This window comes from Pontibacillus sp. ALD_SL1 (genome assembly GCF_017355605.1).
The window spans coordinates 1,549,321-1,574,800 of the sequence record NZ_CP062974.1 but is presented as its reverse complement, the minus strand read 5'-3'; the positions used below and the strand labels follow the sequence as shown (position 1 = coordinate 1,574,800).

Annotated in this window: 24 protein-coding genes and 2 pseudogenes; 5 read left to right on the top strand and 21 right to left on the bottom strand. The window is 38.9% G+C overall.

Translation table 11 applies throughout. The features are described from left to right. Positions 1-163 precede the first annotated feature (163 nt). On the top strand, positions 164-1,375 hold the full coding sequence (ylbJ, locus tag IMZ31_RS07945) for a sporulation integral membrane protein YlbJ (protein WP_207530000.1): 1,212 nt from the start codon (positions 164-166) through the stop codon (positions 1,373-1,375). A 24-nt stretch (positions 1,376-1,399) separates the two neighbouring features. Here ylbJ and coaD read toward each other — a convergent pair whose 3' ends face one another. The 3 genes from coaD to IMZ31_RS07930 all read right to left on the bottom strand — a co-directional run bounded on the left by coaD (position 1,400) and on the right by IMZ31_RS07930 (position 4,192). Continuing rightward, complete coding sequence (gene coaD / locus IMZ31_RS07940; RefSeq protein WP_207529999.1) at positions 1,400-1,882, bottom strand: pantetheine-phosphate adenylyltransferase; 483 nt, start codon at positions 1,880-1,882, stop codon at positions 1,400-1,402. 12 nt (positions 1,883-1,894) lie between these two features. Beyond that, complete coding sequence (rsmD, locus tag IMZ31_RS07935; RefSeq protein WP_207529998.1) at positions 1,895-2,494, bottom strand: 16S rRNA (guanine(966)-N(2))-methyltransferase RsmD; 600 nt, start codon at positions 2,492-2,494, stop codon at positions 1,895-1,897. A gap of 276 nt (positions 2,495-2,770) precedes the next feature. Next, positions 2,771-4,192: a stalk domain-containing protein gene (locus IMZ31_RS07930; RefSeq protein ID WP_207529997.1), complete on the bottom strand. Its 1,422-nt coding sequence runs from the start codon at positions 4,190-4,192 to the stop codon at positions 2,771-2,773. Positions 4,193-4,297: 105 nt separating this feature from the next. Here IMZ31_RS07930 and IMZ31_RS07925 point away from each other — a divergent pair, with 105 nt between their 5' ends. Then, positions 4,298-4,687 (top strand): DUF7147 family protein, encoded by a 390-nt coding sequence (locus IMZ31_RS07925; RefSeq protein ID WP_207529996.1) that lies wholly within the window; start codon positions 4,298-4,300, stop codon positions 4,685-4,687. A 39-nt stretch (positions 4,688-4,726) separates the two neighbouring features. Here IMZ31_RS07925 and IMZ31_RS07920 read toward each other — a convergent pair whose 3' ends face one another. From IMZ31_RS07920 to IMZ31_RS07895, 6 genes are all read right to left on the bottom strand, one after another. Then, entirely contained in the window at positions 4,727-5,005 is a 279-nt protein-coding gene (locus tag IMZ31_RS07920) for a YlbG family protein (protein ID WP_036780847.1), read from the bottom strand. Between the two features lie 431 nt (positions 5,006-5,436). Continuing rightward, on the bottom strand, positions 5,437-5,877 hold the full coding sequence (locus IMZ31_RS07915; protein WP_207529995.1) for a YlbF/YmcA family competence regulator: 441 nt from the start codon (positions 5,875-5,877) through the stop codon (positions 5,437-5,439). Between the two features lie 67 nt (positions 5,878-5,944). Continuing rightward, positions 5,945-6,178, bottom strand: a complete 234-nt coding sequence (locus IMZ31_RS07910) for a YlbE-like family protein (RefSeq protein ID WP_188654884.1) — start codon at positions 6,176-6,178, stop codon at positions 5,945-5,947. An 11-nt stretch (positions 6,179-6,189) separates the two neighbouring features. After that, complete coding sequence (locus tag IMZ31_RS07905) at positions 6,190-6,618, bottom strand: YlbD family protein (protein ID WP_207529994.1); 429 nt, start codon at positions 6,616-6,618, stop codon at positions 6,190-6,192. Positions 6,619-6,690: 72 nt separating this feature from the next. Continuing rightward, positions 6,691-7,761, bottom strand: coding sequence for a CAP domain-containing protein (locus IMZ31_RS07900; RefSeq protein WP_207529993.1), 1,071 nt, complete (start codon positions 7,759-7,761; stop codon positions 6,691-6,693). A 116-nt stretch (positions 7,762-7,877) separates the two neighbouring features. After that, entirely contained in the window at positions 7,878-8,306 is a 429-nt protein-coding gene (locus IMZ31_RS07895) for a CBS domain-containing protein (protein ID WP_207529992.1), read from the bottom strand. Positions 8,307-8,800: 494 nt separating this feature from the next. Here IMZ31_RS07895 and IMZ31_RS07890 point away from each other — a divergent pair. After that, a pseudogene (locus IMZ31_RS07890) lies at positions 8,801-9,166 on the top strand (YugN family protein); the annotation flags it as partial. 186 nt (positions 9,167-9,352) lie between these two features. On the opposite strand, the pseudogene mscL reads toward IMZ31_RS07890, so the two are convergent. Beyond that, positions 9,353-9,733: pseudogene (gene mscL, locus IMZ31_RS07885) on the bottom strand (large conductance mechanosensitive channel protein MscL); the annotation flags it as partial. Between the two features lie 144 nt (positions 9,734-9,877). Between mscL and ytvI the strand changes: the two are divergent. After that, on the top strand, positions 9,878-10,936 hold the full coding sequence (gene ytvI / locus IMZ31_RS07880) for a sporulation integral membrane protein YtvI (protein ID WP_207530342.1): 1,059 nt from the start codon (positions 9,878-9,880) through the stop codon (positions 10,934-10,936). Positions 10,937-10,989: 53 nt separating this feature from the next. Here the strand turns inward: ytvI and IMZ31_RS07875 are convergent, their stop codons facing one another. From IMZ31_RS07875 to cyoE, 8 genes are all read right to left on the bottom strand, one after another. Then, positions 10,990-11,505, bottom strand: a complete 516-nt coding sequence (locus IMZ31_RS07875; RefSeq protein WP_207529989.1) for a GNAT family N-acetyltransferase — start codon at positions 11,503-11,505, stop codon at positions 10,990-10,992. A 370-nt stretch (positions 11,506-11,875) separates the two neighbouring features. Continuing rightward, positions 11,876-12,337, bottom strand: a complete 462-nt coding sequence (locus IMZ31_RS07870) for a DUF420 domain-containing protein (RefSeq protein WP_207529988.1) — start codon at positions 12,335-12,337, stop codon at positions 11,876-11,878. An 80-nt stretch (positions 12,338-12,417) separates the two neighbouring features. Next, positions 12,418-13,308, bottom strand: a complete 891-nt coding sequence (ctaG, locus tag IMZ31_RS07865) for a cytochrome c oxidase assembly factor CtaG (RefSeq protein ID WP_207529987.1) — start codon at positions 13,306-13,308, stop codon at positions 12,418-12,420. Positions 13,309-13,479: 171 nt separating this feature from the next. Continuing rightward, positions 13,480-13,797: a cytochrome c oxidase subunit IVB gene (ctaF, locus tag IMZ31_RS07860; RefSeq protein ID WP_207529986.1), complete on the bottom strand. Its 318-nt coding sequence runs from the start codon at positions 13,795-13,797 to the stop codon at positions 13,480-13,482. 3 nt (positions 13,798-13,800) lie between these two features. Continuing rightward, positions 13,801-14,439 (bottom strand): cytochrome (ubi)quinol oxidase subunit III, encoded by a 639-nt coding sequence (locus tag IMZ31_RS07855; RefSeq protein WP_207529985.1) that lies wholly within the window; start codon positions 14,437-14,439, stop codon positions 13,801-13,803. Next, the gene (ctaD, locus tag IMZ31_RS07850; protein ID WP_207529984.1) at positions 14,436-16,295 is read right to left on the bottom strand and encodes a cytochrome c oxidase subunit I; all 1,860 of its coding nucleotides are present in this window, start codon (positions 16,293-16,295) and stop codon (positions 14,436-14,438) included. The genes IMZ31_RS07855 and ctaD overlap by 4 nt, the downstream gene beginning before the upstream one ends. Positions 16,296-16,319: 24 nt before the next feature. Continuing rightward, positions 16,320-17,411, bottom strand: a complete 1,092-nt coding sequence (coxB, locus tag IMZ31_RS07845; protein WP_207529983.1) for a cytochrome c oxidase subunit II — start codon at positions 17,409-17,411, stop codon at positions 16,320-16,322. An 86-nt stretch (positions 17,412-17,497) separates the two neighbouring features. Next, positions 17,498-18,439, bottom strand: coding sequence for a heme o synthase (gene cyoE / locus IMZ31_RS07840; RefSeq protein ID WP_207529982.1), 942 nt, complete (start codon positions 18,437-18,439; stop codon positions 17,498-17,500). 697 nt (positions 18,440-19,136) lie between these two features. Here cyoE and IMZ31_RS07835 point away from each other — a divergent pair. After that, positions 19,137-20,066: a COX15/CtaA family protein gene (locus tag IMZ31_RS07835; RefSeq protein ID WP_207529981.1), complete on the top strand. Its 930-nt coding sequence runs from the start codon at positions 19,137-19,139 to the stop codon at positions 20,064-20,066. Between the two features lie 42 nt (positions 20,067-20,108). Here the strand turns inward: IMZ31_RS07835 and IMZ31_RS07830 are convergent, their stop codons facing one another. The 3 genes from IMZ31_RS07830 to ftsW all read right to left on the bottom strand — a co-directional run bounded on the left by IMZ31_RS07830 (position 20,109) and on the right by ftsW (position 25,276). Beyond that, complete coding sequence (locus tag IMZ31_RS07830; RefSeq protein WP_207529980.1) at positions 20,109-20,504, bottom strand: VOC family protein; 396 nt, start codon at positions 20,502-20,504, stop codon at positions 20,109-20,111. Between the two features lie 114 nt (positions 20,505-20,618). Continuing rightward, a complete protein-coding gene (pyc, locus tag IMZ31_RS07825; RefSeq protein WP_207529979.1) occupies positions 20,619-24,062 on the bottom strand; it encodes a pyruvate carboxylase in 3,444 nt (1,147 codons plus the stop codon). After that, a complete protein-coding gene (gene ftsW, locus IMZ31_RS07820; RefSeq protein ID WP_207529978.1) occupies positions 24,029-25,276 on the bottom strand; it encodes a putative lipid II flippase FtsW in 1,248 nt (415 codons plus the stop codon). The genes pyc and ftsW overlap by 34 nt, the downstream gene beginning before the upstream one ends. Between the last annotated feature and the right edge of the window lie 204 nt (positions 25,277-25,480).

The window sequence follows — 25,480 nt, the reverse complement described above, 5'->3', positions numbered from 1 at the left end:
AGACCTCCCTTTTTCTCGCCATTCTTTTCTTATTTTATGGCATAAATCCTCTTCTCATGAGCGTATAGTGATATAGAAACGCTTGTACTGTATGTATATGTTATGAACATTTTACTATTTCCAAAAATAGAAGTACAGTCGGTCAATTTGTAGGGGGCTTTATATGAAATCACAAATTAAATCATTAGCACTCGCGTTATTGGCATTATTTATTGCTTTGTCGCTAATTCGCTTCCCTGATCAAGCTCTTGAAGCATCCATCCGGGGATTAAATATGTGGTGGGAAATTGTGTTCCCCTCCCTGCTCCCATTTTTCATTACGGCTGAACTTTTAATCGGATTCGGAGTTGTTCGTTTCATAGGGATTCTTTTTGAACCAATTATGAGACCAATCTTCAGAGTTCCTGGAGTTGGAAGTTTCGTATGGGCAATGGGCATGGCTAGCGGGTACCCATCTGGCGCAAAGTTAACAGCCAGATTAAGGCAAGAGAAGCAACTTACGAAAATAGAGGCTGAGCGACTTGTTTCTTTCACTAATGCTTCTAACCCACTGTTTATATTTGGAGCAGTTTCTGTAGGATTCTTTCACGATCCTACCTTAGGAATTTTACTAGCAGCAAGCCATTACTTAGGAAATACCTTGGTAGGCATATGCATGCGTTTTTATGGTCGAGAGCAAACCCCTACACGAGATCGTTCTAGAGACAGGATCACTTTAAAGAAGGCTTTCCTAGCCCTTCATCAAACACGCTTGGAAGAACCTCGCCCATTTGGTAAGTTTTTTGGAGATGCTGTTTTATCCTCTATCCAAACTTTACTTATGATCGGTGGATTTATCATCATGTTTTCTGTGTTTAATAAGCTATTATTTTTAGTAGGAATCACACCTATTATTGCCGGGGCAATAGGTATACTATTCCAGATGATTACACTACCGCAAGAATTGACCCTCCCGTTTATTTCCGGTTTGTTTGAAATTACGCTGGGCTCTCAAATGACGGCTCAAGCTGAAAACTCAGTTCTATTACAACAAGTTATTTGTGTCAGTTTTATATTAGCTTTTAACGGTTTTTCTGTACAAGCACAAGTAGCTAGTATATTAGCGGATACAGACATCCGATTTCGTCCTTATTTCCTTGCGCGCATTCTTCATGGTCTTTTTGCTGCTGGTTTAAGTGTACTACTGTTTGTCCCCCTCTATGTTGAGCGGCAAGCATTTGAATCCGACGAATCACCTGTTTGGCTCAGATTAAGTAAACATGAAACATTCTGGTCAGAACTTTTTGAGAAACTTGTAACCATAGGTCCAATCATGACTATAGCTTCCTTAGCTATTGCCAGTCTTATTCTGTATCGAAGAATGATAAAAAAATAGCCCAACTAACTTATTGTTAGGGGGCTATTTCATATATTTAGCTTTTAAGGCTTCTTCTATTTGAGGAGGTACCAACTCAGAGACATCTCCATGATATTTGGACACTTCTTTCACGATGCTTGAACTTAAGAATGAGTATTGATTATTTGTCATGACAAAAAACGTTTCAATAGAGTCATTCAGTTTTCGGTTCATGGCAGTGATTTGCATCTCATATTCAAAATCACTGACAGCTCTTAGCCCTCTTAGTACAACATTAGCACCTTTTTCTTCAGCATAATCAATTAGTAAACCACTACTAGAGTCTACAGTTACATTATCAAGATGACTCGTAACCTCTTGTATCATTTCTATACGCTCATCAACAGAAAATAGCGGAGATTTAGCACGGTTATGAAACACCGCTACAGTTACGTGATCAAAAATCTTTGCTCCACGCTCTATAATATCAAGGTGACCATATGTAATCGGGTCAAAACTTCCAGGACAAATTGCTAATGTTGCCATCAAAATCCTCCTCTATTCTTGTTTATAAAGACTTATGGAAATAATGCTTGAATAGGTTTCATGACGAAAGCGTTTAAAAGGACCAAGTGAGTCAGGTAAAGATTGTTCGGAAGAATGTTCACAAACGATGGTTGTCCCCTCATGAACTACGGAATGCTCAAGCATAGAATCAATAAGCTCTTGGTATGAGAATTTATCATAAGGAGGATCTAGGAATACAAGGTCAAAACGTAACCCTCTTTTCCCTGCTGCTTTTATCGCTCTGTAAGCATCATTCTTATAGACTTCTGCATGATCTTCTAACTTAAGAGTCTTCAAATTATCATAAATCGTCGCAACAGCTTTTGGGTGCTTATCAACGAAGATCGATTTATCCATACCTCTACTTAATGACTCAATGCCTAGGCCGCCACTTCCAGCAAATAAGTCAAGGCATACCCCTCCATCAAAATAAGGGCCTATCATTTGAAATAATGCTTCTTTTACTTTGTCTGTCGTCGGACGCGTCAACCGATGAGGAACCGGTTGAAGCTGTCGACCTTTATGTTCTCCTGCTATTACGCGCATAAAGTCAACACCTTTCTCTAACCATTTCGTACATAATCCTACCATAAACGTTCACAAAGAGAAAATCACACATTTCCACCTTTCCCCTCAACCTTTTTTCAACCTTCTTAATTTTATTTTAAATTGAGGTGTATAAATGGAATTAAAACCGCTCATACTGTCTAAGGAACGGTTAGGGTTCCTCCTAATCGTTCCCGAAGACGGAGAAGACTTACGTTCCCCATAAGTTCTTCCTCCGGTTTCTCCTCTCCCTTTGCCTTTTTGATTTGATGTGAATTAAATCAAAAAAGGTGCCTGCAGACAAATGTCTGCAGGCTTTTTTTATTCATTAATATAAAGAGCTTGATTCCCTTCTTGAACATCTAGCCTTAATAGATCCTTCATATAGCGCTCTTGAATATAAACATCTTTGTTAACTTGAATCAGTACCTCACTAGCTATACCGAATGACTCTTCGTTTTCAATAAAGGTTTGTTTATTAAGAGAGAACCTCCAGGTATCATCTGCTTTTTTTACTATATAAACATTTTCACTAGGAATACCTGTTACATCCATATCAATTAATGTAGCTAAACCTCCAAGAGGATAGAAACGTTCTCCATTAATCTTAATTGGTCTCCAGCTAACCTTTACTGGATTACTATTTACGACAATTTCTTTTGTCTCATAAAAATACAAAGGAATATAAGGCGTCTCAAGAGACATGTTCTCTCGAAAGAACGATGTTTCGAGCCCTTTTACTTTTCCGAGCATATTATCTAAGTAGGTTGGAATTGAAGTTTCTTCTTCCTTTGAGAGTGACGTTAAAAACTTCTCACTCTCTTTTTCTGTTAACTGTTCTGTTAAGGCCGTTTTTATTTTCTTACCTTTTTCCGTATTAGGACTTGTGTTAGCAGCATAAGCTACTACAGAATCTATTAGCCAGTTCATCTCTTCAGGAACACTAGAACCTGCAGTAAGTAGGGAGTAATACCAAGATTCTTTGAAAGTGTGTAGGTTCAGTGAAGAAACGTGTATAAACCCTTTTCGAGATGGTTTGGATTTACTCCCTACCATCACGATAAGGGGTTCGTCAGATACTTGTTCATACATATTTTGAATTTGCTCTAAAGTCTTTTCAGGTAAACGATTTTTAGAGTAATACGTGATAAGACCTTTTTCCTGTTCTGTATAACCTTCTGCTGCAATAGGATAAAGTGGAAAGTAAGCTACTTTCCCTTCTTCCCACTGATAAAAATCAATATGATCTTTTTTAATTTGTGCAACTTCTAAGTAAGAGCTCAACCAAAGCCATTTGGAAGGTTGTTTCTCTGTAACAGATACTTCCATATCCATGGGCACTAGGGAATCACTTCTTTCTAGCCCAATGAACCATACTCCAGAAACCCAACCCTCATCTTCAAAAGGTAGCTCATATGTGAAGTGAAGCTCTTTATTTGCGGAAACTGTAACAATAGTAGAGGATTTTTCTAACAGACATGGCTTCCCCTCCTCATAGACACAGTCTACGTTCTTGATACCTTCTGGAATTCTTAATGAATAAGTCCCTTCTCTAACATCTGTAAAAGACTGTTCTACATAAGCACTAGCACCTTCATGGGTTACTCGTATATTTGCATTCGGGGAAGATGCACTAGCATCAGCCTCTTGATCACCATACGTATACATACTCCACTGGTATAAGGTAAGGAGTGTCAGTAAGAATATTAGTGGGATTATGTAAAGTAAAGATTTCCTAATCATAGTTTGTAACTCCTCAGTATTTCAAGCGGTATACAATAAAATCTATCCATCCTCTTTATTTTTTGCTACAGTATCATAAGAGATGATCATGAAAGAGGTGGCAATATGATTCAGCGTTTTATTGAACTAGGTCAAGGGTATTCCGATTTATACGAATTACTTACATTAAGCAGATGTATGCCTGAGCGTATCCAACATCTGATGGCCTTTCACACTACCACAGGAGAAGAAAAGCGCACTTCCCTCGTTGTTGTTATGAAACCTACAACTCCAGGAGATTTTCAACCGCTTTATATTTGTCGTGAAGGGATTCCTTATCCACACGACATTCCTAATAAACGATACGATTTGTTCCAAAGTCTAGCTAAAGATCTTCAAAAGGACATTATTGAACTCACGGTTCAGCCTAGTCATATTTTTGGTGAGCGCGAACTATTTTATCAGCACCTTATAGGCATACTTCGAATGAACCGCTACATTGCTCCTATGAGTTGAGCATTAAAAAGAGCACGGGACCATCATCCCATGCTCTTTTTATATACTGCCGTATTTATAATCATATTCTTTTGCTTTATCCGGTTTTGAATTTTCATATTCTGTTCGAATAAAAGGCTTGTAAGAAGGCTCTACCTTCTGTATATAATGAAGTTTAGAAAGCTTAGTCATAACGTCTTCTATTTCGTCCTGATTGACGTATAAAAGAGCATACTTATGTTTTTTCGATGCATGTACTAAATGACCATAACGTTTAATCTGGCGGATATTTTTCATATGTTGGAACCATATGACCAATCCTTGTCTCTTTGTAAACATAGGGCATCCTCTTTCATAAATGGTTTTAAATTAGTTTAGCAAATATTGCGAAAAGGTTCAATCGCAGAATAAATATCTTTTATAACCAGGGGGTAATGAAAATGACAGATGTAGAAAAAGCCTAGCATCTATTCATGTTGACATTAAATCAAGACCCGTGCACTCATACATGCTATAAAAAGATTATTGCAGGGATTCCTTTTGTATATGTAACACCTTCTTCTCCCCAGGTTGAAAGAAAGATGATTGAAAGAAGCCTTAAAAAGGCAGCGGCTTCTGCTATGAAAGGAAAACGCCTCACCCTCTCTATGAGCTTCGTGAGAGAGCATGAGGCGCTATATGTGTATCGAGTCCGCTTCCTTGTTCCTCAGCAAAAAATGTTTTGTTGCGGAAACATGTGCATAGACTGTATTCGATTCCAGTAATATTGGTTAAGAGCAGCCACAACCGCCGCCACTACCGCAACCACAACCGCCGCCTGTATCTTGAAATACCGCTCCGTCTTTTGGAACTTTAATTTGCGGACTTATGCTTCCGGCAATGATTTGGCTAAGTTCATCAAGTAACTTCTGAAGTTCACGTTCGGCTACCTTATAAGCGGCTACATAGTCATTCATATCCATATCACGCTTTTTCTGACGTACAGCCTTCATAATTTGGTTGTAATCAGGATGATATCGACCGAACCTCTCAACCTCTTCATACTGTATTTTACTATCTTGAAAAGCACGAATCAGGCGCTGCGCCTCTCGATCCCGCTCCATATCTTGTTTAGCTTGGAGGTATCTTTCATATACATCTGAACCTGATACCAACTTTCCTAACTGTTCACTTTGATCCAGAATTTCAACTGTCTCCGAAGTAGCTAGCAAGTAAATCACCTCCACTTGCTATTTTACCAAATTCTTTTAGAAAAACGAAATATTTATGAACATTTTTTTACTCTTTCATCGCCTGAGCCATTTGCATAAGCATTTGGACCATTTGTAACTGATTCGTCATTCTCTCCATTTTCTGAGAAGCCGTTTTTCCAAAGAAATATTTTGCTTCCTCTTCCATGTTAGGCAGAACCCCAGGATCACGCGTGATTTTACGGTACCATTTGGGATTTTGCCGAATAAAATTGATTAAATCAGGTCGATTGTTTAAATATTGATAAACACCTGGTTGCACAAAATCCCTCCTTAATCACGCCCAAATCCAAATGGCGATTTTTTAGTTGCGTTTCCTTTAGTAGGGGTGGTCTTCTTCATCTCTTGGAACTGCCCTACAAGATTTTGTATATTTGATATGGCTCCATTTAATTGTTGAATATGACCTTGAACTTTGTTTAAATCCACATTTTCAATCATATTCATAAACTGGCCCATCATCTCTTTGTTGTTTGTAGAATCTTTATCTTCTTTCCCACCTGTTTCTTGATTACTTGCTTTTTCTTGTTCATTTTCCTCGGTAAACTGATTCCAATAAGGGTCATCTTCACCTAATAGTACCCACTTTTCGTAGTAAGGTTGCCAACTCTCTCGATTATCACGAACATGCTTGATTAACTTGGGGTAACGTCCAGTAAATTCTTTAAACTCCGCAACAGACGGATGTAGGTTTGAACTCATTCTGTACCACCTCACATTTAGATCTTTCTTTACAAGTAGTATATGAGTGACAGAAGTGTCATGTGCATTTGCCTAGTAGGGTAGTTCGAGAAAATTCTGAGTATAATAGTATCGATACACACCTACACCAAGGTGTGTGTAGCTTTCATTCAATAATGCTTCCCTGTGTCCTTCACTATTCAACCATCCCTCTACAACTGAAGGGGCATCTGGGTACTGAGCTGCAATATTTTCTCCAGCTGAAGCATATTGTATCTTACTCTTTCGTAAACGTTCTTCCAGACCGTCTCCATCAAGCGAGATATGGGAAAAATAATTCTGGACAGACATATCTTTACTATGTCTGAAAGCAACCCCAGCAGTTAATTCATCCCACACTAATCCTTCTTTACCAAACCGGCTGCGAATCTGGTTTGATATTGCATGGATTTGTTTCTCCATCCCATATTCAATTGCTGTCCAATCTTCGTCCATGATTAGAGGAAGTTCAGGCAGTTGCCCAGAATAAGAGACGTTGTAAGGACGGTGTAAAAGAAGAGTATGATTTGTTAACAAACGAACAGATGACAATTTGTTTGTAATGAAATCAAAGTACAACTGCATAACTACAGAGTCATCTAATTTAACAAGGGGTCGTTGAATGTAGTCCTCATTTGTTAAAGTAAAAAGAAAAGATCCCTCTCCTGTTACTACTTCGACTTCCTCTTTCAAGGACAGAATCCCTTCAATCTCTTTTCTTGTTTGTCCGATCTTAATAGATTCGAGTACCAAAGAGGGACCAATACCATAGACAGATACTACTTTGTTTTGCTTCATACCAATTTGGTAATAGTTTTCACCATCTCCATATATCCACCACTTATATCCATAAGGGGTGGGATCCTTTCGTTCGGCCTTTCCTAATAAAGATTCTATTTCTCTGGCCGTTTTACCAATGAGATCATTTAAAGGAATAGAAGAAATCTGACCGTTAACTTCAAGAGAAGTATGCACTGGAACTGCTAGGCTTTCCTCATTATTTCCTTTCATTTCTGAGGACGGAGCTATGGATATTTGTGGCTCCTCTTTATTTTCGCTAAACCCTATTATATACGCACCAATGATAAGTGATAAAAAGAAACTAATTGTAAGGGCTCTCTTCAAGCTTTCACGCTCCCTTTATACTTGATAGTCTAGTATAATAGCAAACAAGCTAAAATATGATATAAATCATAGAACAAAAAAGCCCCCTCTACCTTAGAGGGGGCTTTAGAAACGTATTAATGAAGTTCTGGACGCTCAGAAATTTCTTCTAATGCATGACCCGCTGCTTCATTGGATTTTTGATCTAATGACAGATCTCCAAGAGAAACAATACCTACAAGCTTCCCATTTTCAACTATAGGCAAACGACGAATTTGTTTATCTGCCATTAAATCTCCAGCTTCTGTAACGGACGTTTCCGGTGTTACAGAAACCATGTGGTCACTCATAACTTTTTTGATTGCTGTTGAACCCGCATGCTTTCCTGCATAACCTCTAATAACAAGGTCACGGTCTGTAACCATCCCTAAAAGGTTTTGTTGATTATCACATACAGGAATTGACCCTACATTACGTTCCTTCATTTTAACCGCTGCCTCATAAAGAGTGTCATCTGATGTGCAACATGCTACATCTGTTGTCATAATATCTCGAACTGATTTCATCCAAATCTCCTCCGTTCGTAGTATTCTTGGATGCCTCATTAATCATCCCACGCTTTAATGTGTCCTAAATTAAATTTTTCTTGCATGATACATGGAGGGATTTGATTTTTATCATAAGTTATTCAATAAAAGGGTGGTCTTCCCGAGGAGGCTTTAAAAAGAAAGAGGAAGTTCGACTAAAACCGTCACGTCAATAGCCAACGTCGAACGACCCCATCTCGTGTGGGGCCCGCCCGCGGAAAGCAAGTCGTTCCCCCAGCACTCAACAAACAAAACGGCCCTATCTACATTAAAGTGCCTCATCTTCGAGTCTTCCGCATAAGAGGGGTATAAGGAAGATTTATATCGCCAAGACAATTATTTTACATAGGTGAAATACAAACAAATGAATGTCAACTTACTTTTTATAGGTAAATAATTGCAAGTTGGGCGACTTTTTTATATGATTAAGTAAGAACACGTTTACATAAAGACATGATGCGAGGTGGAAACACATGAGAATTGAAGGTAAAGGTATCGAAGGCGCAATCGTGGAACTGAGAAAGTTAGACCACTTAATGGACAAAGCCGGATTTGTCAGAGGCGGACAATGGGACTACGAACGAGTAACTTACGATTATAAAATCAACACGGCTACCAAAGGGGAAACCTATTATCTACGCGTACAAGGGTATGCTCTAGAAGGAGACGTAGATAAAAATAATGCTACTATGCAACTGCTAACTCCTCTCTTAGGCAAACACTATTATCCTCACGGCGTAGAATACGGAGACGGAGAAGATTTTCCTGATACGCTTGTAGACAAAAGTAACAAAGTATTAGATCGCGTCAAAGACATGATTGACGAATTCCAAAATGAACACCTGCTTGACCGCGCTAAGAAGCTAATTGATCAATATCAATTTGACGGCGCGAAAGAGATGCTTGAAAAATACCAGAAGAATAATTAAGGGTATAGACTGTTAACGATTAGAATCGTTAGCAGTCTTTTCCTTATGCTCTTGAATATGAATAATAGGTGCTTTCTTTACTCCTCCCTTATTTTCTGTCTGTTCTTTAATGATATCCCTTATATCACCTAATATTTGATCCGTCGTTTCTTTCTGAAACTGAACTTGACCTTTAGATTCCCCTTTAAGCTTTAAGATCACTTTAAGAAATAAGAAAATAGCAAATGTAATGATAAAAAAGTCGACTGCGGACTGAAGGAATGCGCCATACTGGATGTATACGGTTCCTTTCCCTAAGGTAAATTGTATGTGCAGTGCTTGGAGGTTTACACCACCCATTAATAAACCAACAATAGGCATCACAATGTCGTCTACGAGTGACTCAATAATTTTCCCGAATGCTCCTCCAATGACAACAGCAATAGATAGGTCAAGAACATTTCCTTTTGTAGCAAAGGTTTTAAATTGTTTCCACATGGACGCTCCCCCTTCTCGTTCCATCGTATGTATGTTTACAATAAGACATGTATCCTATTTAAGTTTTTTAACTGTTCAAAAGAATATGTTCATGCTATATTTTCATTATGAGAGTGTTGATTGAAAGGAGCTTCTGAAAGCAAATTGTTCCGTTATATGAGTAAAAAACATTGGATCCTGATTTTCCTAACCATTATCTTAATCATTGGGGCATATTTTATATTGCCTGTATCCCTGCCACTTTTACTGGCATTCTTTACAGCGTTATTCTTAAACCCATTGGTACGATGGTTGCAGTACAAATTTCGCTTTAAGCGAAAACTATCCGTGATTATTGTCTACATTACATTTTTAATTATTGTGGGACTAGTAGGGTCCCTATTAGTAACAAAAGCCGTTACACAGGTTATAAACGTTGCCAACAACGCTCCTGTCTATTTTGAACAAGTGGAAGATTTCTTTGATGAGAGAGCAAAAGACACAAATCAATTTGTTGAACGCTTCCCGACAACTGTTGTTGAAGAAGTGAGTGGCACTTTAAAAGATAAGTTTGATACATATACAAGCGAATATAAAGTGGACGACCAGTTAAAGAAAATAGGGAATTTCCTGGCTGAAATTCCAAACTATTTAGTTAGTTTCATAGTGTATTTAATCGCTCTGTTCTTATTTATGTTAGAGATACCAAAGCTAAAAGCGAAAGCTTACGATCATATGACATCTAAGACTGCTGAGAAAGTACGCTTTATGAACAGTCGTCTTTCTTATGTTGTGTTTGGATTTCTAAAAGCTCAATTTTTAGTCAGTATCATTATCTTTGTCGTATCCTTAATAGGATTGCTTTATATTTCTCCAAAAGTTGCTATCCTTATGTCTCTGATTATTTGGGCAATAGATTTTATCCCTATTATTGGTTCCATTGCTGTACTTGGACCTTGGGCGCTTTACGCTTTTATTGTCGGTGACATTGCTATGGGAACACAGCTTTCTATATTAGCTATTGTCCTTTTAGCAATTCGACGAACTGTAGAACCAAAAGTTATGGGACGTCACATTGGCCTCTCTCCTTTAGCTACACTGATTGCGATGTACCTTGGATTAAAACTAATTGGTGTATTAGGTTTCTTTATTGGTCCTTTCATTGTAATTGCCTTTAATTCAGCGAAAGAAGCTGGAATCATTAAGTTTAACTATAAGATATAAATAAAAAGGTGTTATGGCGCTTTAGTAAGAGCCATAACACCTTTTTATATTTTCTATTTTTGCCAAGAGGTTTTTTTATGAGTTTCAAAAACAATCAAACCATCTTCTTCGCCTGTACGTTTAAATCCATTTGCTTCAAGTACCTTACAAGAAGGAACGTTTTGCGCTGTACATGTCGCTGCAATCGTATCTACTCCTTCTTGAGAAAACGCCCAGTTAACCATAGAATCTATCGCTTCCTTTGCGTACCCTTGATTACGATGAATATTGGAGATGAAATATCCAATTTCCACCACCCCATCAATAGGCTTCCCTTTAAAGCCTATATCACCTATGACCATATCTTTATGTTTATGTAAAATGATCCAAGGACCAAATCCATATTCATCACGATCGTTTTCTAGAGCTTCTACATAAATAGGGAGCATTGCCTTTAGCCCATCATCCGGCCATAAAGAATCGTATTTAACACTGAGCCAGTCTGGGTAGCTCTCTGGGCTAACCATCAGCTGCTGAGCCTGTGAGATCGTTATAGGCGTCATCATTAAACGCTGATTTTCTATATTCATTGTGTAGCCACCTTTCATTTAAAAGTAATCGGAAATCATTCAGGTCCATTATGTATGTAACTGCTTCTTCCTTTACTACACTTACCTTTTATCTCAATAAGTTAAACCAAATCACTTGCCTTTTACTCATATTATTTTAAACAGAGACCTAGCCTTACCTACTTTTCTTTTTTAAATTAACGCTCGTTTCATGTTTGTTGATGTTGTTTAACCTCTTCTACATAAGACTTCTTATATGGAATACTCTATGTTAAGGTACTTCACCAGGAAAGGACCGCTACGTTTATGGTCAACTGCCTTTATCAAAGAAACCTATGTCTTCTAACATAAAAAACCTTCTACCTATTTAATAATAGATAGAAGGTACCCACTAAAAACCAAGGATAGCTTTTAACATGCTGGTTGTTTCTCCACCACTATAAATGACATAAAGAAGCAAGTATACGGCAACCCCTGTTATTGCAGTAAAGAACCAAATTACGCTTGTAATTGGTCCAAGTTTGCGGTGTTTAGTAATGTTCCGTTTAAAGGCTAAAACGAGTGTAACAATACCAAAAACTCCACCAGTTGTGGCCAAAATGATATGGAAAATCAAAAACAGCGTATAGTAGATTTTTATATCATCTGGTCCTCCAAAGCTAGTGTTGCCCACAAAAATCGTTCTTGAAAGATAGATAATAAAAAATGTAAGCGCACTTACTGCTCCTGCAATCATAACTCTCTTGTGCGCCACAACATTACCCTTCGCAATGAGCACCCAGCCAATAGCGATAAAAATCGCACTGATTACGATAAAGGCTGTGCTAATCGTAGGTAAAACTGGTAACATCATCGATTCCCCCCATACTCCTCTAATAAAACAATTCTCTATTATGTAAGAAAAAACTCCTCTCTCTCGAAGAGGAGTTACACTTAGTTCGACTCACTTGGTAACGGATCAATGTTGGTACTCTCTTTATTAAACCAAGAGAAGAAGATGATCGCCAGAATCGTTCCATATACAATTTCTTGTGTTATTTTCATAATAATACCGCCTGTAGCTTGATCTTCACGAACAGACATTGGTGAAAAAATCTCAGGACCACCTAAGGATAGTCCTTCTAACACACCAGGTGGAACACAAAGCTTCATAGCTTCAGCCCAAGACGAAGGATCGCTATATGTGCTATACAGAGAAGTCTCCGCAAAAATAATAAGACCACAAGCTGGTGTTATTAAGACTCCATTAGCAAAGATGAAACCAATTTTTAGTAATGGTGACAACGTATCTAATTTTTCTAACGGTGCAAAAATAGGTAGCCAAACTAGAAATGCAGTCACAAGTATAACCGTCGTAACGACCGCATGTGCCATTGTATTTGATTTAGTAAAATCAAATACGACAGGTATGTGATATAAAGAGAACAACCCATTAAATAGCAGCAAAGCAATAAGTGGCTTTGCTAAAAGATACAGTACATTTTTCAAAATTGGAACAGAGAATAACTTCTCCCATATCCATGAAGGTAACCCTTTGATAATTAAGATGGGAAACAATAAATAATATAAAGCCATTTGCAACATATGTGCTGTAAATAAAATATGTCCTAATAAATCTACAGGAGAACCTTTAATAATATAAAGAAGTACTAAACCTGTATAAAACATGACTTGTTGCGCATTAGTAGGCTTTTCATATTGTCCAAAACGCTTCCTTAATGGACCTGTTAGCAGAAAATACAACACGCCCAAAGTTACGACAAACAAGAAGTAATAAGGACTCCACAGAGCTCTAAAACCAAATATTTGTATTTCTAACCACATTTATCTCACTCCATGTATCTGTCTTAGGTGTACAACCTATTACCATTATACCGTATTTTTCACCGAAAACCCACGTCGTTCCTCACAGAAGAGTGACAAGTGTTTGACAAATTTCTAATTTCAAAAAATAAAAAAAGTTGGAGAGGAATCCCCTCTCCAACCTCCTTTTCTTTACCACCAAACAATTGTAACCATTGCTAGGACCGTTAGAAGTGCTACAAATATTCCAGAGTATAAAAATAGCGCTGGTAAGCCGTGTCCTTTGTGGCTCATATGCATAAAGTAGTAAAGCTGGAACCCAACTTGTACGCACGCTAGCAGAATAATGACTGGTATCGTAAACATTGGATTATATTCCGCAATAACCATTCCAAACGAAACGAGCGTAAAGATAATCATTAAAGCAAACGTAATGAGTTGGTACTTCATTTCTTCTTTGTTTTTTTGTTTATAAAACTCATAGCTAGTGGAATTGGTGTTTTTCGCCATAAATTAGCCCCCCAATTTTCCCATTAGGTATACTACCGTAAAGATGAATACCCAAACAACATCGATAAAGTGCCAGTACAAGCTTGCAATGTAAAACTTCGGTGCATTGTATAAGTTAAGGCCTCGTTTAGAGTTACGTACCATAAGCGTAACGATCCATAGTAGCCCAAACAGTACGTGCCCTCCATGGAAACCAACGAGAGCATAGAATGCAGAACCAAAAGCATCAGATGTAAAAGTATGCTCTTCATGCATAATATACTCGTAAAACTCGTAAATTTCTAAGCCAAGGAACGTTAAACCTAGAGCAACCGTAATCCCTAGCCATAATTGCATCTTACCAAAGTCTAAATTTTTCATATGGTAAATCGCATAAACACTTGTTAATGAGCTGGTCAATAGAATAACCGTCATAATAAAGACGAGTTCAAGACCAAATAATTCTGCTGGACCTGGGCCATTCGTGTTAGACTCAGGTCCGTTTAAAGCTAAATACGTTCCGAACAAACTTGCAAATAATACTGTTTCTCCTCCTAGGAAAAACCAAAACCCTAAGAATTTATTTTTCCCCTCGAGGGTGGCTTTTTCAGGTTCGTGCGGGCTTTGCCCTGGTTTTAGTCTTTGTAGTTGATCGCTACTCATTCAGAACCAGCCCCCTTTTCTAGGTCTTCTTTATGAATGTGATAGCCGAGGTCATCTTTAACAGATCTTACGAACATAGATCCAAGAGTTATGAGCATACCGGCGATACCTACGATTAACCAGTTCTTGTCATCAACTTGGTAAATGAAACCGAAACCAGCAATAAATAGACCAAGGGACATTACAAACGGAATAAAGGAATTATTCGGCATGTGAATATCTCCAAGAGGTTCTGCTGGAGTCATTTTTCCATTACCTTGACGCTTTTCAATCCATAACGGATCAAGTCCACGTACAAGCGGTGTTTGCGTGAAGTTATAAAACGGTGGTGGTGATGGAATAGACCATTCTAGTGTACGACCATCCCAAGGGTCACCGCTAACTTTCTCACCTTTCACAGACGTTACGATTACGTTGATAAGGAAAATGACAGCACCAATGGCCATTAAGAAGGCACCAATTGTACTTACTAAGTTTCCTAAATCGAGATCCTGGTTCGGCAAGAACTTCCAATAACGACGAGGCATTCCCATTAAACCTAGGAAGTGCTGAATAAAGAATGTTAAATGGAATCCTATAAAGAACGGCCAGAATGCAAGCTTTCCTAATTTCTCGCTTAACATCGTTCCGAAGAATTTAGGCCACCAATAGTGCAGACCTGCGAATACTCCGAACACTACTCCACCTACAATTACATAGTGGAAGTGCGCAACAACAAAATACGTATCATGGTACTGGTAGTCAGCAGCAGCTGCTGCAAGCATTACCCCACCAAATCCTCCAAGCGTGAAGGATGGGATAAACGCTACAGTCCAAAGCATCGCTGTTGTCATTCGAATGCTTCCGCCCCACATAGTAAAGATCCAGTTAAAGATTTTAATACCAGTAGGGACAGCAATAGCCATTGTAGCAATAGCGAAAATAGAGTTCGCTACTGGACCTAAACCAGTTGTGAACATATGGTGTGCCCAAACCATGAACCCTAAAAAGCCGATTAAGACTACAGCGAAAACCATTGCAGAGTAACCAAATAAACGTTTTTTAGAGAACGTTGAAATTATATCACTAAACAAACCAAAAATCGGCAAGACCAAAATGTATACTTCTGGGTGCCCAAAGATCCAGAATAAGTGTTCCCAAATGACATGGTTTCCTCCCATTTGAGGATCAAAGAAATTCGCACCAAACATACGATCAAACATCATAAGGAACAGCCCAACTGTTAAAGCTGGGAATGCAAAAAGAATAAGTACACTTGTTACAAATGCAGTCCACGTGAAAAGTGGCATACGCATATATGTCATACCTGGCGCACGCATGTTTACAATTGTTACCAGGAAGTTAATTCCTCCAATTAGCGTACCTGCACCAGAAATTTGAAGACCCATTACGTAGTAATCGACACCATGACCTGGTGAAGTCGTTGACAATGGTGCATAAGCTGTCCAACCTGCGTCAGGTGCACCTCCTGTAAACCATGAAACATTAAGTAAAACGCCTCCAAAGAAAAAGAGCCAAAAACCTAATGAGTTTAAAAATGGAAATGCAACGTCACGCGCTCCGATCTGTAAAGGAACAGCAATGTTCATCAATGCAAAGATTAATGGCATTGCAGCTAAGAAGATCATGGTTGTTCCGTGCATCGTAATCAGCTGGTTATAAAGACCAGCAGAGACAAAATCATTGTCAGGCACAGCAAGCTGGATTCGAATCAGCATTGCTTCTAGTCCACCCGCAAGGAAGAAAATACCACCAGCGACTAAATAAAGAATCGCAATTTTTTTGTGATCCACTGTGGTCAAGTAATCCCATAGGGTAGCGCCAAAGCCTTTCTTTTGCGCAGTAGCTGTACTCACGCTACGACCTCCCTTTTCTCTCTATTATTGTGCTTCAGCATCCTCAGGTGTAATTTCTGTAGGATTAAGCTGTAGTAAGTAGTCAGCCAGTTGTTCCGCTTCCTCTGAAGTTAACGGATTATCGGCATCAGTATTCCCGTATTTACCTGTCATCTTATTACCTGGTTTGATATCTTCTGGGTGTTGTAGCCAATCAATAAGGTTTTGCTTGTTGTTGTCTAATATACCAGCAATTTTCACACGAGAACCAAAGTTTGTTAGATTAGGTCCTGCTGCAGCTGGAGAAGATCCAATCGCATGACAAGCGATACAGCCTTTACTATTAAATAACTCTTTACCGGCTTGGGCCGATTCAGATTCAGGTGTAGCGTCAGGATTTACGTTTTTCATCTCTTCTACCCATTGGTCAAACTCTTCAGGGCTAACCGCTACTACTTTAAAGCTCATTAGAGAGTGTGAAGGACCGCATAGCTCCGCACACTTACCGTAATAAACGCCCTCTTCATAAGCATTAATCCACATTTCATTGACGTTTCCAGTACCAGGGTTTGTGTCCATCTTTCCTGAAATTGATGGCACCCAGAACGAGTGGATAACGTCACTAGCTGCTAATTTTAAGTATACGCGTTCCCCAGTAGGGATATAGAGATCTTGACTAGCTTGAACTTCAAGACCGTTATAATTATAATGCCACCAATACTGTTTTCCTGTCACTTCAATCGTAACAGCATCTTCTTTGTCCTCTTCTGCTGGAGTTGTATCAGCCAGCATAAATGTCTTTTGAACAGTTGGTACAGCCAAAACTATCAGTAGTAAAATTGGAACCACTGTCCATAACAGTTCAAGAAACTTGTTCCCTTCTGTTTGCTTCGGAATATAGTCTTGATTGTCCTCCTTCTGACGATAGCGAATCAAAACGAAGAAATAAAGCGCCATAACTATGACCCCTACTACGACCATTATGATAACGCTTAACATCATAAGATCATAAATGACATCCGCACCTTCACCCTTGGGTTCTAGAGCTGTCAGATTAGGCAGCCCACAACCGGTCAAGGTCAGCAACATGATGCCAAAAAGGAACAGAACGCGAGACTTTCCCATCCATCCTTTCATTAAAGATACCTCTCTTTCTCTTTGTAATATTGCAAATTTTTATTATTAAGAATCAGGAAAACTCGTTAAGAGTTTTCCTGATCAACTTAAAAAGGGTTAGGCAATGTAACAACAATCATCGCTACAAATAGAATGGTCAAATAGTTTAAAGAGTAAACAAACATCCATGTTGCCCATTTCATATCATCCTTCATGAAGAAGCCTGCTACCCCTATGGCAAACCATCCGACGCTAAGTAAAGCGGCGATTACCATGAAGACTGTCCCTAAAGAATGAAGATAAAATGGAAATGGTAATAAACATGCTGTATATATTACAATTTGGCGTTTCGTGATAGAGAATCCATGAACGACAGGTAGCATTGGTATGCCTGCCTTGCGATACTCTTCTGTTTTCTTCATGGCAAGGGCCAAGAAGTGAGGTGTTTGCCAAATAAACATGACGAAAAATAATCCCCACGCTACTGGGTGTAAACCAGGGTCAATCGCTGCCCATCCTATTAAAGGTGGAACAGCACCTGAAAAACTACCAATAACCGTGTTTAATGTGTACCTTCTTTTTGACCACATTGTGTAAAGAACAACATAGGTAAACCATCCAAAAGCACCGATTAAAGCAGCTACCCACGTGGTAAATAGTAAAAAGAGTAGTCCTAGTGATGTTACACTAACACCCATTATTAGGATGTGTTTTAATGATATTGTTCCTGTTACCGTTGGCCGGCTTTGGGTACGAGACATTACTTTATCTATATCCCGGTCGTAGTAATTGTTAATAATACAACCACCAGCAATAACAAAAGTAATTCCGATCATAGACATTAAGAATGCTTGCCAATGATCAAAAAAGGATGCCTCGGTGAAATGTACCGCTAGCCAAAAGCCAGCAAATGCAGTCATTAGGTTTGAATTTATAATCCCTATCTTAATCAAAGAAAGGATGTCAGCCCATAAGGATGAAGTAGTTTCATCTCTGGCTGAACGATTCATCACTTGTGATGTTGACTCAACAGTTCTTGGATTGTTCATCGCTCTTCGTATTCCTCCTTCAACCTTCCCTCACAATTCGTTCATATTCTACTTAGTATAAACAAACTCCTAACATTTTAAAGGAGGGCGTGTTGTAAAAAACTTTTATGAACGTGCAGATTCTAAACATTCCATCCTATTGTATCATGGAATAGATTTTCTATCTATTTAATCAGAGATATTTTAAGTTGTGAAATATCTGTGAACACCCCTATAATCAGACATAGATGACGTGATTTCATATGAGGAGCAGAGAGCATTTATGGTTGGGTAAGAATTGTAAGTATCGGAACAAATCCCCTATTTATTTCTAGCAAACAACCGTTTACATTGCAAGCACTTTTTTGACATTTGCTGTGAAAAATTAATTCTATTCTATTCCTAATAGACCAATTAGCAACGTAGAAGCTGAACTGAACTAAAGTGAGGTAAAGGTAACACTTGGGAGTTCATGAGAATTGATGATTACTAATCGATCGGAGATAAAGGAAGCCTACTAGTTGTCCGACAAACCTCTCCCCCCTTACTAAACATGTGTATTACACAAGTCAAACGCTTTATAATTTCCTACACTTTAAAAATCATGGTAACATAGAGTTTGTGTCGATTTGGTGAACATTACGTTCGATAATTGCACTTATTTTTTTGTTTATATTAATATAGATATGTTCCACTAAATATACAGAGAGGTGGAGAAATGATTAAATTATTAAAATGGCTTTCCGTTCTATCGTCTCTTGGAATGCTATTTGTCCTAATAGGTGGGGCGCTAGTAACGAAAACAGAGTCAGGTATGGGTTGTGGAAAAAGCTGGCCGTTATGTCATGGTCAAATTATCCCAACTAACATTACTCCAGAGCTTATTATAGAAATGGCTCACCGTCTTGTTTCCGGAGGCGTTGGATTATTTGTATTAGTGTTATCCATCCTAGCATGGAGATATATAGGACATATCCGAGAAACAAAGTTACTTGCATTTTTATCTATTTTCTTCTTGGTTGCTCAAGGGCTTATTGGAGCAGCTGCAGTTAAATTTGGACAATCAGATTTTGTGTTAGCAATGCATTTTGGTATCTCATTGATTTCGTTCGCGTCCATTTTCTTATTAACCCTATTGATTTTTGAGATTGATAGAAAATTTGATGCAGATTCTCTTTATATTGATCGAAGTTTGCGCATTCAATTTTATAGTTTAGCTATTTACACATTGGCGGTGGTTTATACAGGAGCACTTGTTCGTCACGTTGGAGCAAGCGTCGTATGTACTGGCTGGCCATTTTGTGATAATAATAGCCCTTTGCAACTTGGATCCTTTAATATGCATGAGTGGGTCCAAATGGGACATCGTTTAGCAGCTGGTTTAATATTTGTTTGGGCGGCTTATTTGTTCGTCAGAATTAGGAAGCAATATCAGTCAAATGGAGTAATGAGAACAGGCTGGAATCTTGCATTTCTTCTTATGGCTCTTCAGGTGTTCTTAGGCGCAATGATAATTGTTACACAACTTAATCTGTTTATTGCCCTTTTACACGCCCTCGTGATAGCATGCTTCTTTAGCTTGTTAACTTACTTTATTTTGTTATCTTCTAGAAGTGCAAAATATGATAAAACTAAAAATAATAATTAGTTGGAACGAAAAAGACCATAGAGAGATCTCTCTACGGTCTTTTTAATGTTCTGTGACAATTTGCCAACGTACGCCAAAACGGTCTTCTAGCCTTCCAAACATAGCTCCCCAAAACATTTTCTCAAAAGGCATAAACACACGTCCTTCTTCAGAAAGCCTCCTAAATACTTCCCTAGCCTCTTCTTCTTCCTTAAATTCAAGCGTAAGGTCCATTTGATTTCCGGAGATCGTTTTCCCTTCTATTCGATCCGCCATAAAGAAGTGCTGTCCTTTCGCTTTGAGCGCAAGATGCATCACATTGTCCTTTATCTCACTTGGCATATCAGGTGCCTCTTCAAACGTCTGAATGCTTACAACTTCTCCATCTAACGCATACGTATAAAAATCTGCTTGCTCCCTTGCATCATCACAAAAGAAATATGGATAAAATACAGCCATTGTACCCCTCCTTGATATTGATTATACCTGAATTCACTCTAGAATCACCCATAAAAAGCGCTTAGAGTATTTGGCTCTAAGCGCTTTGAATGCTAGTCTTCACTGTGTACCACGTTATTCGAACTCGATTAACAAATCACCTACATGAATTGCTTCTCCATTTTTAACGTAAATGTCTTTGATTTTCCCATCAAATGGTGCCTGAACCGTAGTTTCCATCTTCATCGCTTCAGTAATCATAAGATGGTCTCCTTTATTAACCGTTTCACCTTTATTCGAGATAACACTTACAACTGTACCAGGCATCGTAGCCCCTATGTGTTTTGGATTTTGCTTATCCACTTGAGGACGTGCCTCTACAGATGCTTTAATATTTTGGTCTTTGATAACGACTTCGCGAGGTTGGCCATTCAATTCAAAGTAAACCACTCTTGTAGCATCTGGCTGTGCTTCACCAATAGAAACAAGTTTAACAATTAACGTTTTCCCTTGTTCGATCTCTACTTCAATTTCTTCGCCAAGACGCATTCCATAGAAGAATGTCAATGTATCTAACACAGACATGTCCCCGTATTGCTCATAGAATTGATGATAATCCATAAACACCTTTGGATAAAGTGCATAGCTAATCATATCAAAACTCGTCACCTGACGATCTAGTTTTTGGAAGAGGTTTTCTTTTAGGTCTTTAAAATCAACAGGTTCTAGTAGTTCACCCGGACGAACGGATAAAGGTTCCTTCCCTTTTAGAATAATGCGTTGAAGCTCTTGAGGGAAGCCTTGGTATGGTTGGCCTAAATACCCTTGGAAGAATTCAAGGACAGAATCAGGAAAATCAATCGATTCACCTTTTTCATAAACATCATCTTCAGTTAGATCATTCTGTACCATAAAGAGTGCCATATCTCCAACTACCTTGGAAGAAGGAGTTACTTTAACAATATCACCAAACATATCATTTACTCTGCGATACATATGTTTCACTTCGTCCCAACGTGATTCAAGCCCAACAGCCTTTGCTTGCTGTTGAAGGTTACTGTATTGTCCGCCTGGCATTTCGTGTTGATAAACTTCTGAGTGGGGTGCCATCATGCCACTTTCGAAATCTTGATAATACTTTCGAATATCATGCCAGTAGTGCCCCAGTTCTTCGTAAGCTTGCACATCAACATTTGGCTTTCTCTCATTACCCTCTAAAGCGTAATATAGACTACTCGCACTTGGTTGAGAAGTTAAACCAGCCATCGTACTTGCAGCAACGTCAACTACATCTACACCCGCTTCTATAGCACGTGCGTAAGTGAAGATTCCATTTCCACTTGTATCATGGGTATGAAGGTGAATCGGTATATTTATCGTCTCTTTTAACGCTGAGACTAATTGATATGCTGCTTCAGGCTTCATAACTCCTGCCATATCCTTAATAGCTAAGATATGGGCGCCAGCATCTTCTAGTTCTTTGGCTAAATTCGTATAGTAAGCCAAGTCATATTTAGGACGGGATGGATCTAAAATGTCTCCTGTATAACACATAGCAGCTTCAGCGATTTTCCCTGTGTCTCTAACAGCTTCAATAGCTAACTTCATTCCTTCCACCCAGTTTAAGCTGTCAAAGATACGGAAGACATCAATGCCTGCTTGAGCACTCTTTTCAACGAATTCCTTAATTACATTGTCAGGATAGTTCTTATACCCAACCGCGTTACTAGCACGAAGTAGCATTTGGAATAACATATTCGGCATTTTCTCACGCATAGTCAACAAGCGCTTCCAAGGATCTTCCTTCAAGAATCGGTAGGATACATCAAAGGTTGCTCCTCCCCACATCTCTACAGAAAATAGATTAGGGAGTAATCGTGCTGTAGGTTCTGCAATATGCTCCAAGTCCTTACCCCTAACACGAGTAGCTAATAAAGACTGATGGGCATCTCTGAAGGTAGTATCCGTATATAATACTTCTTTTCTATTCTTTAGCCATTCAGCCACTGCTTCTGGCCCTTGTTCATCAAGTAATTGTTTTGTGCCAGCCGGAATAGGTTCAGAATGTTTCACTACTGGCTCTCTAGGTTTAGGCAAAGCAGGTTTCTTCCTGTGAGAAGTTCCTTCAAAACCATTAACCGTTGTAGCTCCAATATAGGAGAGCATTTTTGTCCCTCTGTCTTTCCTTTTCGGGAATACAAATAACTCAGGTGACTGGTCAATAAAGGTTGTATTGTACTCCCCTGACAAGAAATTATTGTGCAGAATAACATTCTCAAGGAAAGGAATATTTGTTTTAATCCCTCTTATCCTGAATTCTCGCAAGTTACGCACCATCTTATGAGCGGCCTGATCGAAACTCAGTGCCCATGTAGAAACCTTCACAAGCAATGAATCGTAATAAGGTGAGATGACAGCACCTTGAAACCCATTTCCTGCATCTAAACGAACTCCAAATCCACCTCCAGATCGGTACGCCATAATCTTCCCTGTATCAGGCATAAAGTTATTAAGAGGATCTTCTGTTGTTACACGAGATTGAATGGCAAAGCCATGTGTACGAATATCTTCTTGCTTAGGAATACTAATTGGCTTATCAAACAAGTTATATCCTTCAGCAATCATAATTTGAGCTTGCACAATATCAATACCGGTAATTAATTCCGTAATCGTGTGTTCTACCTGGACACGGGGGTTTACTTCGATGAAATAGAATTCATCCCCTGAAACAAGAAACTCAACTGTTCCTGCATTTAAGTACGTGACATTGTTCATTAATTTAACAGCAGCTTCACACATCTGTTCACGGATATCGTTATGTAAGGAAACGCTAGGAGCGACCTCCACAACCTTTTGGTGACGTCTTTGAACCGAACAATCTCGTTCATATAAATGCACGACATTACCATCGGCGTCCCCTAAAATCTGGACTTCAATATGTTTTGGATTTTCAACTAACTTCTCAACGTAAACATCATCGTTACCAAATGCCGCTTTCGCTTCCGATTTGGCACGATCATATCCATCCTGGAGGGCAGCCTCACTACGAACGATGCGCATTCCACGTCCGCCACCACCAAGGGCTGCTTTAATCATGATTGGATAACCATGTTTTCGACCGAAGGCTTTTACTTCTTCGATATCTGCTACAGGTCCATCTGTTCCAGGAATAACTGGAATGTCTGCTTGAACAGCTTGATATCTCGCTTTTACCTTATCGCCAAACATATTTAAATGTTCACTTGTTGGCCCGATGAATGTAAGTCCCTCTTCTTCACATCTTCTGGCAAAATGAATGTTCTCAGATAAGAATCCATAACCAGGGTGGATGGCATCTACACCAACACTCTTCGCTATTTCAATAATTCCTTCAATATCCAGATAGGCGTCAATTGGCTTCTTTCCTTCACCAACAATGTAAGCCTCATCGGCTTTATAACGATGATAAGAACCGCTGTCTTCCTTTGAATACACCGCTACTGTTCTTATATCAAGTTCTGTACATGCACGAAATACTCTTATAGCAATTTCGCCTCGATTGGCAACTAATACCTTATTGATCTTCTTTCGTTCACCCATTGTCTTCCTCCCCTAGCTTTTCTTTGTTGCTGTATTGTAGGCGCATTTGTACTAGACCTGTCCTCATCAGTGACATTCTTGTTGTAAACCTTCGGCTGGTCTTCTAGACGCACCTGTCTAGCTATATTATTTAAAATCCCCATAGAGGCCAATAAGACCACTAAAGAAGAACCTCCATAACTTAAAAATGGCAATGGTACCCCCGTTATAGGAAGAAGGCCACTTACAGCCCCCAGGTTAATAATTGTTTGAATACCAACCATTGAGGAAATCCCAATTGCCAAAAGACTCCCGAATGCATCTTTACACTGTCTTGCGATAAACAATCCTCGAAGAACGATGACTGTCAAAAGTCCGATACCGAGTAATACACCTAATAAACCTAACTCTTCAGCGATTACTGCCATAATAAAATCTGTATGTGGTTCAAGCAGATAACCTAGTTTTTGAACACCTTGTCCAAGACCATCACCACTTATACCACCTGTCCCAATCGCAATATACGACTGTATTAAATGATAACCATCATCAGCCGGATCTGAAAAGGGTTCATAAGCTCCTGTAAAACGAGCTACACGCTCTGAATCCGTCACAACGGACGTTAATATGAAGATGGTAATCAAAGCTCCACCAAGAACCGCTAACATGCTTATTATTTTCGGGTGAATACCAGCACTCAAAAAAATTGTTGCTGCAATGAGCGCGATGATGGAAGCCGTCCCCACATCCGGTTGCCAGATGATCAACCCAAGAATTAGGAACGTAATAAATAATGGTGGTATAACACCTCTTCTAAAGCTCGATAACCGATCTTGCTTTTTGGCGAGTGCGGAGGCAAGGTACATAATTAAGCCTACCTTCGCTAACTCTGCCGGCTGAACTCGGATAGGACCTAATACCAGCCAGGAATAAGCACCATTTACATAATCCCCAAGCGGAGACCAGACTAACGCAAGCAATATGGCAACGCCGATCAAGATTAACGGCATCCATTTCTGATACTTCTGATAGGGTATACTAATTGTTGTTATAAATGCAATCAACCCTAAACCACACCAAATTAATTGCTTGTTCAGATAATGATCTGGAGAGTATCCCCACTTTGCAACGGCATAAACCATTGATGCACTATAAATCATAACGACTCCAAAAGCTGTTAAGATCAACGGTGTAAAGATTAAAGTGAAATCAAAGTTTTTCCATAATTTTTTCATAGTTGTCCATCCTTATGTAATTGGTTTTGATCCCTTATATTTTTTTACTAGATTAAAGCATCAAATTCCTTCTTTGCAAGAAAAATATTATCATCAACTATCATACTTTCTCCTTATGAATGGTATACATCACTCCTTTTTCCCACTACTCATTGCCTAGATAGTAAAAAAACTCAAATGTTCACCAGAGGGGTGAAATTTGAG